This is a genomic window from Nonomuraea sp. NPDC049637 (assembly GCF_040675235.1).
Taxonomy (GTDB): Bacteria; Actinomycetota; Actinomycetes; order Streptosporangiales; family Streptosporangiaceae; genus Nonomuraea.
Map to the genome: position 1 here is coordinate 151,343 of NZ_JBFAOM010000020.1, position 14,019 is coordinate 165,361.

Below are 14,019 nucleotides of genomic sequence, written 5' to 3' on the forward strand. Positions count from 1 at the left end.
CCGCATCCCGGTCTTGAACGAAACGCTCGCACGACGCCTGCGTGACCGCCGCTACTCGCATGCCCGGGTTCGGGCTCCGACCTTCTTCAGCCCGTACTCCGACCTGAGCCGTACCTCTTGCACGAAGCACTCGTAGTCGAACACCTCCATGACCCCCGGCATCCTCGCGAGCCGGCGGCGCCAGGGGCCGCGGTTCACGTCCGACCGAATCGACAGCCGGTACGACTCAGGCATGTCCGACACCCTGGTGGCCGCGATCAGCGCCTCCCTGTCCGCGTACGCTTCGGCGAAGTTGCGATAAGCCGTCCGCTGGTCCTCGTATTCGTACGATTCGAGGCCGGGAATCCGCTCGATGACGGCGACGATCGCCTTCTTCTCCTTGGCGGTGGCCGACTTTCGGTTCGCCGGTCCCCGCCCGTGCCGACATCCGGACATGACGGTACCGCTCGTGCAGAGGAACACGGAGAGTTCCGCCTCCCAACGCGACCGGGTGGCCCTACGGACCTCCAACTGGTCGACGACCCGCGCCACGCCAGGGCGCAAACCCGCCGCCGACGCGATGCGAGCCCGGTCGGCCGTCTGGGAAACCCGTATCCAGAACGACTCCGGCAGGTCCTTGGCCCGTACCTCGGCCAGCATCTTCGTCTCGCCGTCGAACTCCCGGCGGAACTCCCCGTACGCCGCCGCCCGGCTCACGAACCGCACCTCGGTCACCCCGGGCGCGGATGTCAGGAAAGCCTCGACGTCCCGCCGCTGTTTCGCCGTCACGGGCCGTTCGTGGCAGCCGCGGGCGGACGGCGTACAGAGGAACACCGCGATTTCCCCGTCGTCGACGGCGGCGACATCCGCGGGACCGGGCCCTGTTTCGGCCGACGCGGCCTGCCCGGACATTCCCGACAATGCCACGGCAGCCGCGACCACCACCCGCGAGAACCAGCGCTTCACCGAACTCCTTGTTTCCACGAATCAGTCCCCCTGCGGGGGCGTCGCTGACGTACCGGCGCGGTCGCGGACTCGTAGCCGGACCATCGCACCATCAAGATGCACAGGCCGACGACCGTCGTCATCGCACCGGAGAAGAGGCCCAAAAACGCCAGGACGCTTTCGCCGTCCGGATCGCCTATCCCGGACGGGTCAGTCTCGACCCATTCGCCCATGGCCCATGCCTGAGTGGCGACCAGCAGCCCGAAAAGCGTCGTGACCGTTCCCAGCAGATAACCAGGAGTCCGCGCCCATACCCCTTTCACGGCGAGCACGAGCCCCACGACCAGCGCGATCGGCACGGTGACGAACTGCCCTATCTCCAGGGCCATCAGCGTCGAGAGCCGCGCATGCTGAAAATCGTCCGCACGTAGCGGCGGCCACAGGACCAGGCACAGCGCGGCACCGGCAAGAAGACCTGTCGCCAACAACCGGAGCATCGCCACGAGCAGCATGATCCCGGACCAACCCACCCAACCGCCAGACGTTTCCCACAGTCATCAACCGGCGCCCCGCCCGCTGCAAACCGGGTGGTACGGTATGCGTCATGCGGATGATCCACTCATTTCTCGGCTGGTGGCGCCCCTGACCGGGCGGCACTGCTCATCCGCGCAGACCTGACAAAGCGGCCGCCCAGTCCCGGGCGGCCCGTCGGTGTCCTCATTCCTCGGCCGATCCAGGACGACGGGCGGCTCCCGACCTGAGGGAGCTCCACCGATGCCACGACGTCTCACGGGTTTCACGCCGTCCGGCGACCTGCACCTCGGCAACTACTTCGGCGCCATCGCCCCGATCATCGCCGGTCAGACCACCACGGACACCGTCGTCTTCATCTCCGACCTGCACGCGCTCACCCTGGACCACGACCCGACCCAGGTGCGCCGGCGCACCCTGGAATTCGCCACCCTGCTGCTGGCCGCCGGCACCGACCCCGAGTCCTGCCTGTTCCTCGTCCAGTCGCACGTCCCGGAACACACCGAACTGCACTACCTGCTCGAATGCACCACGGGCTACGGCGAGGCCCAGCGGATGATCCAGTTCAAGGAGAAGTCCGGCCGCCAGCAGCAGGTCCGCATGTCGCTGCTGACGTACCCGATCCTCATGGCCGCCGACATCCTGCTGTACGACACCGACGAGGTCCCCGTCGGCGAGGACCAGCGCCAGCACGTCGAGCTGGCCCGAACCGTCGCCCAGCGGTTCAACACCCGGTACGCCCCCGTCTTCACCGTGCCCACGACGGTCAACCCGCCGGTGGCCGCCCGTCTCATGGACCTGACCTCCCCCGCCGACAAGATGAGCAAGTCGGCCGCCACGCCGGGCGGCACCCTGCGCCTGCTCGACGAGCCCGACGTGCTGCGGCGCAAGGTGATGCGCGCGGTCACCGACGCGGACAACACGGTCGCCTACGATCCCGACCGCAAACCCGGCGTCTCGAACCTCCTGGCCATCCTGGCCGCCTGCACCGGCGAGGCCCCCGAGGACCTGGCGTCCCGGTTCGACCGCTACGGCGAGCTCAAGGCGGCGGTGACCGACGCGGTGGTCGCCACTCTGACACCCATCCGCGACCGCTACCTGCACCTGTCGGAAGACCCCGGCCACGTCCAGAAGGCTCTGCGGTCCGGCGCCGAACGAGCCCGCGACCTGGCCGGCGCCAAGATCCGCCAGACCAAGGCAGCCATCGGCCTGCTCCCCGCCTGACTGCGACTCCCCCACCCGCACCACACCCGCCTCCGGCCCCGCACCGGAGGCGGGCCCACGTCACCCGCCGATCAGGACCTGGGCCCCGTCAGAGCCCTCACGCATCCGGCCGAGCACCCGCAGAAATCGGCGACCATGCGGATACAGGACGTTCCGGGGAAGCCAACCGGTGGTGCGGCTGATACCGGCCTCTTGCAGATCCTGACGGACGCGCCGGCCGAGCAGGCCGCTGACCGCCTGCCCATGGCGGGTGCGGGTGATCGTGAACTCGGTGAGCTCGCACGTGTCCGGTGACGGCTGCTGCAACTGGATCTCCACCGTGCCGAGCACTTCTCCGGCCACCGGCTCGCCCGGCGGCCGCTTCTCGTAGGACCAGCGGCGAAGGTCCCACACGCGTGGCTCGTCGTGGGGTTGCGCCTCTCGTACGTGCGTCTGGCCGTCGTCCCCCACTACGGCGACGTACCGGAGCCGGTTGTCGGAGCACGGAGTGAGGTACAGGTGGTCACCGGAGCAGAGCGGATCCCAGTGGTAGGCGAACCAGATCAGCGACGAGGCGAGCTCAGGGTGGGCGCCGGCCCATCGATCGTCGAAGAAGAACCACTGCTCGTACGTCCCATTGCCGCCGTGGACGAACATCTGGGCCACGTGTTCACCCGTCCGGACGACGGTCCCGTCGCGATCGGCCTCAAGAAGCCGTAGCGCCTCGGCATGCGAGTAGGGCAGGACATGCTTTTCGCCAGAAACGGCAGATCGTCCAACTGGCCGCGCATAGGTCGTCCGACAAGGACATCGCCGTCCAGCTTTCCTGAGTCCCCGCACGGTGGATCACCACCTGGCCAAGGCCTACCCGGAGCTGGGCGTCACCTCCTGCGGCGAACTCGCCGCGCTCACCGCTGACCTTGGCTGAGCACCTTCCCCTCCGCCGACTACCCCCTGGTCCAGGCGTCAGAGCAGCGCCAGGCAGACCGCGAACGGCAGCGGGATGAGCACTGCCGTGCCGAGCCGTGCCGCAAGCCCCAGCCCGCGCCGGACCGGGAGAATCACGTCGACCACCACCACCGACGCCAGGATGACGACGCCGGTAACCGCCAGGAGGAACATGACGATGCTCGCGTGATCGAGCGTCGTGTAGTTGCAGTTGACGAGGACGGGTTTGGCGAGGTCTTCCGTGCTCCCGCAGTCCATCGGCAGGTACTCGGTCAGCAGCCAGTGCGCCAGAGCGAGCGGCAGGGTCGCGGGCACGCCGAGCGCGAGGTTGACCAGGGCGGAGCCCAAAAGCCCGCTCGTCGCTCGTCCCTCACGCCGAGAAGGCGGATCCGCCCTGCACACAGCCATCGAAACGCCCTCTGCTCTTTGGTGACCCACCAGGGGCATCATGGCCTACGACGCCCGGCTGACCACGATCGACCGTTATCGGTGACCTGTTCCCCATGCGACGCCTACGGGCAGTTGGAGCGGGCCAGCCCATCAATCGCGCAGGCGAATCGCGGCTTCAATGCGGAGCCCGACACCGATCCCGGCGAAAATGAGCGTCCCGAGGAGAGCATTGGTGGAGAGCTCGTGCTGGAGAATGAGCCCGAAAGCGGTCACGACCGCTGCAAGTATGAAAGCAGCGTTCCCCAGGGACCTCACGGTCAGGGCGTCACTCGCTGCGTCTGTTTGAGGGGTGGCATCATCCGATTCATTCACACGGCAAAGCATCGCAGAAGAGTTCGTAGCAGCACAGGCAGCAAATGCGCTGCGCTAATTCGTGGACGCGTGGTCTGCCGGGGAGCCAGATGAGCGGAGGCGGTCGGCGAATGCCTCGGCAGTGCCCAGGGGAAGCCGTGCATACACGGTCATCTCGGAATCTCGTCGTGGGACGGCACCTGGTTGTCGTTTATCGAGGCTCGTTCAGCGTCAGTCAGGCCGGCCGCCGCGAGGATGGCCTGCACCGTCGCGTTCTTCCCTCGGCCGTAGTCGTCGATGTCGGCGGCGTTGCCGGCAAGGCGCTTCTTCACCATGGCGTACTCGTCGCGAAGTCTCGCGTTGGTTCGCAGGATGTCCCTGACCGCGAGGTGATTGCGGAGGGACAGCGACCCCTCAACAATGACGTAGGCATGGGTCCCGGCGAGTCGTGCGGGTTCCCTGAAGGCCCATCTCTGAGGGATCCCCAGCTCGCCGCGCGGCGAGAATCCCAGGCCGATCAGGACGTCCGTGGCGGCTGCGACATCTTGCTCCGCCACCACGATGTCGCAGTCGATGATCGGCTTGGCTGCCAGCCCGGGGACTGACGTGCTGCCGACATGTTCGATGGAAATCACTGCGACTTCGGCGGCTGCCAATGCCTCGGCGTACTCCCTGCGCAGCGCCTCGAACCTATCCGGCCAGGTGGGGTCGTAGTCGACTACCTCGATCACATCCGGAGCCTAGTGGGCAGGCCAGGATTCGTGAGTGGCGCGCGGGAAGTTCGGCCGCCGTCAGCGCGTACTCACCTCACCGAACGCGGCGATCAGCTGAGCACGGACGCCGACCGGCCGCGCCGGATCCCGCTCACCGTCCGGGACCGGCGGTGGGATCGGACGTCGCGGTGGGGCCTGCGGTCGGGCGATCGTAGACGCCGATCGCCCACTCGCCGGGCTGCTCGCCGACCTCCGCGGAGAGACGTTCGAGCACGTCCGGGCGAGACAGCGCGACGCCGGCCGCCCGCTCGTCGCACGTCGCCCCCTTCGGGAACGGCTCGCAGCGGCCGAGTGCTTGGACGACCTTGACGACGGGGGCGTCCGACGGGAAGACCCATACCTGGATCGCCTGCCGGTTCTTGAGCCATCTGGCCGGTGCCGACAGCCGGTCGTGGTGGCCGCCGACCCCGGCTCCGCACCGCCCGGACGTGCCGCCCGCTTCACCGCTCTTGAGCAGGACGGAGACGACGACCCAGGCCCGGGGATCAGCACAGACCACCTTGTAACCGGTGGAGACGCTCGTGGGCGTGAACGTCACGGCCTGGCGGACCCCTGTCGTGCCGAAGCGCTCGGAGTGGACGAGGGGAAGGGTGAACCTTTCGGCTCCCAGCACCACGGGGAACGTCTCGGGCGGCTGCGGGGGCGTCTGGATCCGCGCCGAGCTGGGCGGCTGGGCGACCGCGGCCTGGTCGCTACGGTCGGGGCTCGTCAGCATCACGGCGGCGGTGGCGGCGACTGCCAGCGCCGCACCGACGTTCAGCGAACGTCGTGCCCACCGCATCCGGCGGCCTCGGCGGACGATCGCGTCAAGGTGCGGGACCGGTTCCCTACCGGTCGCGTCGTGAGCGTACGTGTCCAGGAGCGTGCGCAGGTTGCTCTCCGTGTGCCTCATCGCTGGAGCTCCTCCAGGTTCATGGTGCGGATGTCGGGATCGACGCGCAGACGGGTCAGGGCCCTGCCGAGCTGACTCTTGACCGCGCCCAGCGAGCAGCCGATGATGTCGGCGATCTGGGTGAGCGTGCGTCCCTCGAAATAGTGCAGGACGATCACCGCCCGCTGGCGGGGCGACAGGGCGGCGATGGCCTTCCACAGCGCCGCCTGGTCCCCCACGGCGGTCGCGTGGTCCTGCGGGTCGGCCGTCTCGGGCAGGGTCTCGACCGGCACCTCGCCGCGCCACAGCCGGCGCCACCAGGTGGCGTGGGTGTTGACGATGATGCGATAGACGTACGGATCGGGGTTGCCCTCGATCCGCCGCCAGGCCACCCACGCCTTGGCCAACGCCGTCTGCACCAGGTCCTCGGCGGTGCCCCAGTCCCGGGTGAGGAGGTACGCCATCCGGCACAGCCGCAGATGGCGATGCGCCACGTACTTGGCGAACCCGTCGTCCATCAGTCATCTCCGTCTCGTCGTCTCCGGCGATGACTACAACCCGGAGGGCCCGTACGGATGACAGGCACCGCGCTGAGCGCTCTCGCCGAGGCCCGGCAGGCGGAGATCATCAACAGCCAGTGGCGCCGACGTCCTGCGAAAACCCTGATCGCGTCTCCCCTGTCCCCTGTCCCCTGTCCCCTCTCCCTTCCCGTCCCATCGGGCACGCGACGGTGTTCTCGCCGAAAGGTCTCCGGCATCGCGCCGCGCTTCCCCGCATGGGTACGGCCTGCCGTAGGCGATCGGCACAGCGCCGAGGACGCCGGACAGCACCGGAGACCGTCACCACCCTCAGCGCCGCCAGTGCGACCTGGGACCCTGCGGATCAGCCCGGAAGAGACCCGGCCTGGCCCCTCTGGGAGGCCAGGGACCTGTTCGACGGTAGTGCGTCACCAAGCGACGGTCGCTCATGTACGGATAACGTGGCTCAGGAAGGCACGAGTGGTCGTTGCTCAATCCGCGTAGTACTCCGCGTACCAATGCGACCTGGACTCGGGAGAGAAGCCCTCGAAGTCGCCGGCTCCCTCACACGACAGAAGGTAGTCCAACGCCACCAACGCCTCGGGTGAGTTCATCGCGGCGAGGTGCGCCTTGGTTCCCTCAAGTCCGGCGCCGCAGAGCAACTGAACGTCGATGGAAGCACCGGCATCCCAGCTCGACCGCTTGGCATCCCAGATCGTCAGCACATCGTCCAGATAGCCGGCGTTGAACAGCTGCACACAGCACAGCTTCATCAACTCGGTATCGCCTTCACCCTGCGCGCTTCGCTCCAACACCGCTTGGGTTCTCAACGTCTCTCGAATCTCGTTCAGATCATCGCCAGACGGTCGAATCCCGTAACGTCGCAGACTCTCACCCTCGTCCACTACCCCCTCCCTTCAAGACACGGAAAAGCGATGCTTATTCATCTAGCTAACCGTAGGCGTCCGAAAAGCCGTTACGCAGTCACATCACTGCGGCCATCCGGTGGGGAAAGCCGGAACAGATCAAGACCAACCTCGAGAAGTTCCGTACGGCGTCGCTCCGGCAGCTCTGCCACCGAGACCCACGCCGCCTGGTCAGAGCTGCCACCAATCTCGTTTCGAAGGAACCCTCCTACCACGGCCACTTCGTACAACAGATTCGTCGCGTGGATTTCAGCTTCCGGGCTGCGCCATACGTTGGAGTGAACTCCGAGCAGCCGGACGACTTTCACCCGGTATCCAGTCTCCTCATGCACTTCCCGAACAACCGCATCAGCGGGATGCTCGCCGTGCTCCACGCCACCACCCGGCGGACCCCAGCGACAGTCCGGTTCTGCGAACCGGGACAGAAGTATGGCTTCTTCGTCGATGCATATCGCGTAGGCTCCGACCCGCTGAATCGCATCAAGATTGTCCGCCATCTGGAAATGGTGACACATCGCGCCTCGCTGGCAGCAATCCATTTTCGTCGCTGTGCCCCCGAAACGCATGCGCTCGCATGGTGTCGCTTTGCCTGATTGAAGGTGAGCCACGCCGCTCAGTGATCCAGGGTAGGAAGACTCGCTCAAGCTCGCCATCAGGAGCCGGATGGGGAGATGGCCTTGGTCTGCTCGGCTTGTCCCGGGTCGGCGGTGGGCGGGATGGTCAGGCTTCCACCTCAACCAGCTACGGACATCTGCTCGTGCTCATGCGCTCATCCCGGAACTGAGGCCCCCGCCGGCGGCATGAAACGGGTGAGGGCTACGAAGGGCTCATTGCGTGCAACCCGTCCCAGGTGGAAGATGCGTGTTCATGATCAGAGAGTCGCAGATCCTGGCCTGTTCCGGGGTGCTGTATCCGCCTGACGGGTTTCGGCACGTCGGCGTTCAGATATGGCAGGCGAGGCAGTTAGCTGGTATGCGTAAGCCGCGGATGTGCCTCATCGCGACGGCGGTCGGTGACTCGCGGGAATTCATCGACGGCTGGTGCGCGAGGGCTGCGTCGTTCGGCGACACGGACTTGTCCCATCTCCAGTTGTTCACGCAGCCGAATGTGAGCGACGTGCGGGCGCATCTCCTCGCCCAGGATGTGATCTTCGTGTCCGGCGGGAGCGTGGTGAATCTGCTGGCGGTGTGGCGGGCGCACCACCTTGATGAAATCCTGCGGGAGTGCTGGGAGAAGGGCGTCGTGCTGGCAGGTCAGAGCGCGGGCAGCCTGTGCTGGCACATGGGCGGTGTGACCGACTCCTTTGGCGATGATCTCGATGCTCTCAAAGACGGCTTGGGATTCCTGCCGTTCAGCAATGGCGTCCATGACGACTTGGGCGATCAGCCCCGGCGGGCTCGGTTCCGCGCAGCTGTGGGCAACGGGACGCTGCCAGCGGGATACGCCACGGAAGACGGTGTCGCCCTCCGCTACGTGGGCACCGAGCTGCACGAGGTCGTGAGCGTCCTTCCCGACCGGAACGCATGGTTCGTCGAGCCAGACGGCGATGGCGGGTACAGAGAGAAGGCGCTTCCGGCTCGCTGCTGGGTGCCTTGAAACGTTGTGCTTGAGCTTGCCGCGCGGCGGCTGGACCTGCACTTCCACGATCTTCCCCACACAGGCAACACGCTGGCCGCACAGTCAGGGGCGAGCCTGGCTGACCTCAAAGCGCGGATGGGCCACGACAGCGATCGAGCCGCGCTCATCTACCAGCACGCGACCAAGGACGCCGACCAACGGATCGCCGACGCTCTCAGCGCGCGAGTGGAGGTGGATATGAGGGATCGCCGCCCTAGCGGCTAATGGCCCGTTAATGGCCTGAACACCCCGTCACAAGATCAGTGGCGGGGTGTTTTCCCTGGTGGAGCCTAGGAGATTCGAACTCCTGACATCCTGCTTGCAAAGCAGGCGCTCTGCCAACTGAGCTAAGGCCCCTTCGACGAAGATAGCTTACCGGGCCGGGGAAGCCACCCGCGTCGTCCCGAGGTCGTCGCTCAGCACCAGGTCCGGGAAGTCCGCGAGGGAGTCCAGGATGTGCGTGGCGCCGCCCTTGAGCAACCGTTCCCTGCTGTGCACGCCGGTCATCACCCCCGCCACCACGGAGGCTCCGGCCCGGCGTCCGCAGAGCATGTCGCTCTCCGAGTCGCCGACGACCGCCACGTGCCGTACGTCCGTCACGCCGAGTCGGAGCACGGCGTGCAGGACCATGTCCGGCCAGGGACGGCCGCGGCCGCCCGCGTCCTCCGGGGAGATGGCCAGGTCGATCTTGTCGTGCCAGCCGAGGACGCCGAGCACGCGGCTGAGCGTCGTACGGCTGAACCCGGTGATCAGGGCGAGCTTGACCCCGGTGCCGCGGAGTTTGTCGAGCACCTCCAGGACGCCGGGCACGGGCTCCAGCCCGGCACGTTCCAGCGCACCCTCGTAGGAGCGCTCGAACGTCAGGTTCGCCGCCTGGGCCTGGGCCTCGTTGCCGGGGAAGATGCCACGGAAGACATCGATCTTGGGACAGCCCCGGGACCGGTGCACGTGAACCATGGCACGCGCGTACGCTCCGGTCCCGGGCACTATGCCCTGGGTGGCGATCGCCTCGGCGAAGGCGCGCTCGACCATGGCGATGTCACCGACTGTGGTGCCTGCCAGGTCCAGGCACGCCAGCTCGATGGGGACGACGTCACTCATCGCCTCGCCGGTCGGTTAGTTCTCGCTGCCGGTCGCCTCGGTCCAGAGATCGAGCTCGGCGCGGTCAGCCTGCACCTTACGCCAGATCAGCAATCCCCCAAGGGCGACCAGCGCCAGAACGAGCAGCTTCTTCACGGTGTGACCCCACTTCTTCGACGGTCTCACCTGCCGGGGTGAGACCCAACGGTTGACATGCAGCCTAGCAAGGGATGGCTGCGCTCCTTGTGTTGCGCACGAACCTGATGTGCGGCTTGTGCGTAGAACGAGCCCTCAGCTGGGCCTGGATCACCCCTTCGACCCCGGCCTGTCTCCATCCCGTCCTGGGCACACCTGCCAATCACTTCGGACAACATCCCGATCATGCCAAATATCCGGACGTCCCGCGCGCGCGGTATACCCCCACAGGTATGTTACATGCCCACCGCCGCCCAGTTCATGGCGATCAGGGACGTGTCCGTCATGGACATCGCATTGCCGGCCTGGTCGACGCGCGACCGGCAGGTCTCCGGCGTGCATTCTCGCAAGGCATGGCCAGGTGGCGTCCGGTGGAGGCTGGTCCTCTGACGGTTTTCGGGCCGCCTTCCCGGGCAACGCGGTGGTGGCCGTCAGGGATGCGGCGCGTCGAGGCGCGGGCCGTCCGTACGCGGAACCGTGAGCTGAATCTCACGCCCTCGGGAATACCCTGGGGGGGTACCGTGTTAGAGTATTCGGCAGGAACCGGAACTATGTTGAGGAGACCGTAATGAGCACCGCCACCTACACCGTCAAGGGCATGACCTGCGGCCACTGCGTGAGCTCGGTGAAGGAGGAGGTCGGCGGCGTGGCCGGCGTCACCGGCGTCGAGGTCGACCTGGCCAGCGGCCGGCTCACCGTGACCAGCGAGAGCCAGGTCGAGGAGTCCCAGATCGCCTCCGCGGTCGAGGAAGCCGGCTACGAGCTGGTCGGACAGTCATGAACACTGCCGCCAAACTCGGCGCCTACGCCCTGGGGCTCGCCGTCGTCTTCGGCGGGGCCCTGGGCGTGGGCCGGGCGGTCGGCCCGGTGGCCGGGCCCGCGCCGACACAGAGCCACGCCGCCATGACGAAGGCCCAGCAGGCCCAGGAGGGCCAACAGGGCCAAGAGGGCCCAGAAGGCCACGAGGGCCAGAAGAGCGAGAAGAGCCAGGAGCACGGGACGCCGGAGCAGGCGTCCGGTGACACCCCCGGGGGGCTGCAAATGTCGCAGAACGGATACACCCTCAACCCGCTGACCCCGATCGAGACCGGCAAGGCCACCGACTTCCGCTTCGCGGTGACCGGCCCGGACGGCCGCCCGGTGACCGAATACCAAGTGGAGCACGACAAGAAGCTGCACTTCATCGTGGTCTCCCGCGACCTGGCGACCTTCCTCCACCTGCATCCGGAGATGACGCCCGACGGCATCTGGTCGGTCGGGCTGACGCTGCCGGCAGCGGGGGCGTACCGGGCTTTCGCCGACTTCGCCCCGATCGGCGGCGAGAAGCTGACGCTCGGCGCCGACCTGCAGGCCGCCGGCGACTACCGGCCGAAGCCGCTGCCCGAGGCGAGCCGCTCCTCGAAGGTCGGCGACTACACTGTGAGCCTCGACGGAGACCTGGTCCCCGGGCGGGCGAGCAAGCTCACCCTCTCGGTCAGCAAGAACGGCGAGCCGGTCACCGACCTGCAGCCCTACCTGGGCGCGTACGGCCATCTGGTCGCCCTTCGCGCCGGTGACCTGGCCTACCTGCACGTGCACCCCGAGCAGGGCGAGAAGGCCGGTCCGCAGATCACCTTCTACGCCGAGGTGCCGAGCATTGGCGACTACCGGCTGTTCCTCGACTTCAAGCACGGGGACGAGGTTCGTACCGCGGACTTCACTGTGCGCGCCACGCAGGGCGACGCGACCGCTGCGGAACCGTCGGCCCCCCACGGCCACTGAAAACACACTGAAAACACACTGAAAAGACTCTGAGACCGGGAAAGGAGAGGTGATGTCTTCCCTCACCGAGGAAAAGGCCGTCGAACTCGCGATCGGCGGAATGACGTGCGCGTCCTGCGCCAATCGCATCGAGCGCAAGCTGAACAAGCTTGAGGGCGTGACCGCGACGGTCAACTACGCGACGGAGAAGGCGAAGGTCACCTTTCCCGACGGGCTCGACCCCCAGGCGCTGATCAGCGAGGTGGAGAAGGCCGGGTACACCGCCGCGCTCCCGGCCCCCAAAGAGCAGGAGGAGCAGGCCGAGCCCGCCGACGAGTTGCGTCCGCTGCGCGACCGGCTGATCGCCGCCGTCACGCTGAGCGTGCCGGTGATCGCGATGGCGATGGTCCCGGCGCTGCAGTTCACGAACTGGCAGTGGTTGTCGCTGGTGCTGGCCGCGCCGGTCGTGGTCTACGCGGGCTGGCCGTTCCACAAGGCCGCCTGGACGAACCTGCGCCACGGCGCCGCCACCATGGACACGCTGATCTCCATCGGCACGCTGGCCGCGCTCGGCTGGTCGCTGTGGGCGCTGTTCTTCGGCACGGCGGGCACGCCGGGCATGACGCACCCGTTCGAGCTGACCATCGAGCGCACCGACGGCTCAGGCAACATCTACCTGGAGGCCGCGGCGGGGGTGACCGCGTTCATCCTGGCCGGACGCTACTTCGAGTCGCGTTCCAAGCGGCGGGCGGGGGCCGCGCTGCGGGCCCTGATGGAGCTGGGCGCCAAGGACGTCGAGCTGGCCGACGGGCGGCGGGTGCCGGTCGAGCAGCTCAAGGCGGGCGACACGTTCGTCGTGCGGCCGGGTGAGAAGATCGCCACGGACGGCGTGATCGAGGAGGGCACCTCCGCGGTCGACGCCTCGATGCTGACCGGCGAGTCGGTGCCCGTCGAGGTGCGTCCGGGCGACGCCGTCACCGGGGCGACGGTGAACGCGGGCGGCCGGCTGGTGGTGCGGGCCACCCGGGTCGGGGCCGACACGCAGCTCGCCCAGATGGCCAAGCTGGTCGAGGACGCCCAGACGGGCAAGGCCGAGGTGCAGCGGCTGGCCGACCGCGTGTCGGGCATCTTCGTGCCGATCGTGATCGCGCTGGCCCTGGGCACGCTGGGCTTCTGGCTCGGCACCGGCAATGGCGCGGGGGCGGCGTTCACCGCCGCGGTGGCCGTGCTGATCATCGCCTGCCCGTGCGCGCTCGGCCTGGCCACGCCCACGGCGCTGCTGGTCGGCACCGGCAGGGGCGCGCAGCTCGGCATCCTGATCAAGGGGCCGGAGGTGCTGGAGTCCACCCGCCGCATCGACACCATCGTCCTGGACAAGACCGGCACGGTCACCGAGGGCAGGATGACGCTGGTCGGCGTGCACCTGGCCGAGGGCGAGAGCCGCGAGGAGGTGCTGCGGCTGGCGGGCGCTCTGGAGCACGCCTCCGAGCACCCGATCGCCCAGGCCATCGCCAGGGAGGCGAAGTCCGACGCGACCGTCGAGGACTTCGCCAACGTCGAGGGCCTCGGCGTGCAGGGCATCGTGGACGGGCACGCGGTCCTGGTCGGCCGGCCGAGGCTGCTGGCCGAGTGGTCGCAGCACCTGCCCGCCGACCTGGCAGCCACCCTTGAGGAGGAGCAGGCCAAGGGCCGTACGGTGGTCGCGGCCGGCTGGGACGGCAAGGCCAGGGCGCTGCTGGTGGTGTCCGACGTGGTCAAGGAGACCAGTGCGGAGGCCATCGCCAGGCTGCGCGCGCTGGGCCTCACCCCGGTGCTGCTGACCGGCGACAACGAGGCCGTCGCCCGGCAGGTCGCGGACGAGGTCGGCATCGACGAGGTGATCGCCGAGGTGCTGCCCGCCGACAAGGTCGACGTCGTCAAGGAGCTCCAGGGCGAGGGCAAGGTCGTGGCCA

General features: G+C 67.8%; 17 protein-coding genes and 1 tRNA gene. 5 read left to right on the forward strand and 13 right to left on the reverse strand.

The window, feature by feature from the left end; genetic code table 11:
• Positions 1-51 precede the first annotated feature (51 nt).
• A complete protein-coding gene (locus AB0J71_RS26920; protein WP_364416587.1) occupies positions 52-945 on the reverse strand; it encodes a permease-like cell division protein FtsX in 894 nt (297 codons plus the stop codon).
• Positions 942-1,436, reverse strand: coding sequence for a hypothetical protein (locus AB0J71_RS26925; protein WP_364416589.1), 495 nt, complete (start codon positions 1,434-1,436; stop codon positions 942-944). The genes AB0J71_RS26920 and AB0J71_RS26925 overlap by 4 nt, the downstream gene beginning before the upstream one ends.
• Positions 1,437-1,698: 262 nt before the next feature.
• On the opposite strand from AB0J71_RS26925, the gene trpS reads away from it, so the two are divergent.
• Positions 1,699-2,679 (forward strand): tryptophan--tRNA ligase, encoded by a 981-nt coding sequence (gene trpS, locus AB0J71_RS26930; protein ID WP_364416591.1) that lies wholly within the window; start codon positions 1,699-1,701, stop codon positions 2,677-2,679.
• A 60-nt stretch (positions 2,680-2,739) separates the two neighbouring features.
• Here trpS and AB0J71_RS26935 read toward each other — a convergent pair whose 3' ends face one another.
• The 8 genes from AB0J71_RS26935 to AB0J71_RS26970 form a co-directional block, all read right to left on the reverse strand.
• Positions 2,740-3,315 carry a hypothetical protein gene (locus AB0J71_RS26935; protein ID WP_364416593.1) on the reverse strand — a complete coding sequence of 192 codons (576 nt, stop codon included), beginning with the start codon at positions 3,313-3,315 and terminating at the stop codon, positions 2,740-2,742.
• A 309-nt stretch (positions 3,316-3,624) separates the two neighbouring features.
• Positions 3,625-3,954 carry a hypothetical protein gene (locus tag AB0J71_RS26940; RefSeq protein ID WP_352323842.1) on the reverse strand — a complete coding sequence of 110 codons (330 nt, stop codon included), beginning with the start codon at positions 3,952-3,954 and terminating at the stop codon, positions 3,625-3,627.
• A gap of 192 nt (positions 3,955-4,146) precedes the next feature.
• Entirely contained in the window at positions 4,147-4,269 is a 123-nt protein-coding gene (locus AB0J71_RS26945; protein WP_352323844.1) for a hypothetical protein, read from the reverse strand.
• A gap of 248 nt (positions 4,270-4,517) precedes the next feature.
• Positions 4,518-5,078 carry a GrpB family protein gene (locus tag AB0J71_RS26950; RefSeq protein WP_364416595.1) on the reverse strand — a complete coding sequence of 187 codons (561 nt, stop codon included), beginning with the start codon at positions 5,076-5,078 and terminating at the stop codon, positions 4,518-4,520.
• A 133-nt stretch (positions 5,079-5,211) separates the two neighbouring features.
• A complete protein-coding gene (locus tag AB0J71_RS26955; RefSeq protein WP_352323846.1) occupies positions 5,212-6,012 on the reverse strand; it encodes a hypothetical protein in 801 nt (266 codons plus the stop codon).
• Entirely contained in the window at positions 6,009-6,509 is a 501-nt protein-coding gene (locus AB0J71_RS26960; protein ID WP_352323847.1) for a SigE family RNA polymerase sigma factor, read from the reverse strand. Before AB0J71_RS26960 ends, AB0J71_RS26955 begins: the two co-directional genes overlap by 4 nt.
• Positions 6,510-7,000: 491 nt before the next feature.
• Positions 7,001-7,414, reverse strand: a complete 414-nt coding sequence (locus AB0J71_RS26965; RefSeq protein WP_364416597.1) for a hypothetical protein — start codon at positions 7,412-7,414, stop codon at positions 7,001-7,003.
• Between the two features lie 71 nt (positions 7,415-7,485).
• Entirely contained in the window at positions 7,486-7,932 is a 447-nt protein-coding gene (locus tag AB0J71_RS26970; RefSeq protein WP_352323849.1) for an NUDIX domain-containing protein, read from the reverse strand.
• A gap of 370 nt (positions 7,933-8,302) precedes the next feature.
• Here AB0J71_RS26970 and AB0J71_RS26975 point away from each other — a divergent pair, with 370 nt between their 5' ends.
• Positions 8,303-9,031, forward strand: coding sequence for a peptidase E (locus AB0J71_RS26975; RefSeq protein ID WP_364416599.1), 729 nt, complete (start codon positions 8,303-8,305; stop codon positions 9,029-9,031).
• Positions 9,032-9,333: 302 nt separating this feature from the next.
• Here the strand turns inward: AB0J71_RS26975 and AB0J71_RS26980 are convergent.
• From AB0J71_RS26980 to AB0J71_RS26990, 3 genes are all read right to left on the reverse strand, one after another.
• Positions 9,334-9,409 (reverse strand) — tRNA-Ala (locus tag AB0J71_RS26980).
• 15 nt (positions 9,410-9,424) lie between these two features.
• Positions 9,425-10,153 (reverse strand): HAD-IA family hydrolase, encoded by a 729-nt coding sequence (locus AB0J71_RS26985; protein WP_352323851.1) that lies wholly within the window; start codon positions 10,151-10,153, stop codon positions 9,425-9,427.
• A gap of 15 nt (positions 10,154-10,168) precedes the next feature.
• A complete protein-coding gene (locus tag AB0J71_RS26990) occupies positions 10,169-10,288 on the reverse strand; it encodes a DLW-39 family protein (protein ID WP_013130296.1) in 120 nt (39 codons plus the stop codon).
• A gap of 607 nt (positions 10,289-10,895) precedes the next feature.
• On the opposite strand from AB0J71_RS26990, the gene AB0J71_RS26995 reads away from it, so the two are divergent.
• The 3 genes from AB0J71_RS26995 to AB0J71_RS27005 all read left to right on the forward strand — a co-directional run.
• A complete protein-coding gene (locus AB0J71_RS26995; protein WP_352323852.1) occupies positions 10,896-11,108 on the forward strand; it encodes a heavy-metal-associated domain-containing protein in 213 nt (70 codons plus the stop codon).
• Positions 11,105-12,088: a hypothetical protein gene (locus AB0J71_RS27000; RefSeq protein WP_364416601.1), complete on the forward strand. Its 984-nt coding sequence runs from the start codon at positions 11,105-11,107 to the stop codon at positions 12,086-12,088. Before AB0J71_RS26995 ends, AB0J71_RS27000 begins: the two co-directional genes overlap by 4 nt.
• Before the next feature lie 52 nt (positions 12,089-12,140).
• Positions 12,141-14,019 (forward strand): heavy metal translocating P-type ATPase (locus AB0J71_RS27005; protein WP_364416603.1); only part of this gene is annotated, 1,879 nt, incomplete at its 3' end.

Excerpts from the sequence above, each read along its gene's own strand:
- AB0J71_RS26925 (WP_364416589.1), bottom strand. The coding sequence starts at position 1,436 with ATGCTGCTCGTGGCGATGCTCCGGTTGTTGGCGACAGGTCTTCTTGCC.
- trpS (WP_364416591.1), top strand. The coding sequence starts at position 1,699 with ATGCCACGACGTCTCACGGGTTTCACGCCGTCCGGCGACCTGCACCTC.
- AB0J71_RS26935 (WP_364416593.1), bottom strand. The coding sequence starts at position 3,315 with ATGTTCGTCCACGGCGGCAATGGGACGTACGAGCAGTGGTTCTTCTTC.
- AB0J71_RS26955 (WP_352323846.1), bottom strand. The coding sequence starts at position 6,012 with ATGAGGCACACGGAGAGCAACCTGCGCACGCTCCTGGACACGTACGCT.
- AB0J71_RS26960 (WP_352323847.1), bottom strand. The coding sequence starts at position 6,509 with ATGGACGACGGGTTCGCCAAGTACGTGGCGCATCGCCATCTGCGGCTG.
- AB0J71_RS26970 (WP_352323849.1), bottom strand. The coding sequence starts at position 7,932 with ATGGCGGACAATCTTGATGCGATTCAGCGGGTCGGAGCCTACGCGATA.
- AB0J71_RS26975 (WP_364416599.1), top strand. The coding sequence starts at position 8,303 with ATGATCAGAGAGTCGCAGATCCTGGCCTGTTCCGGGGTGCTGTATCCG.
- AB0J71_RS26985 (WP_352323851.1), bottom strand. The coding sequence starts at position 10,153 with ATGAGTGACGTCGTCCCCATCGAGCTGGCGTGCCTGGACCTGGCAGGC.
- AB0J71_RS26995 (WP_352323852.1), top strand. The coding sequence starts at position 10,896 with ATGAGCACCGCCACCTACACCGTCAAGGGCATGACCTGCGGCCACTGC.
- AB0J71_RS27000 (WP_364416601.1), top strand. The coding sequence starts at position 11,105 with ATGAACACTGCCGCCAAACTCGGCGCCTACGCCCTGGGGCTCGCCGTC.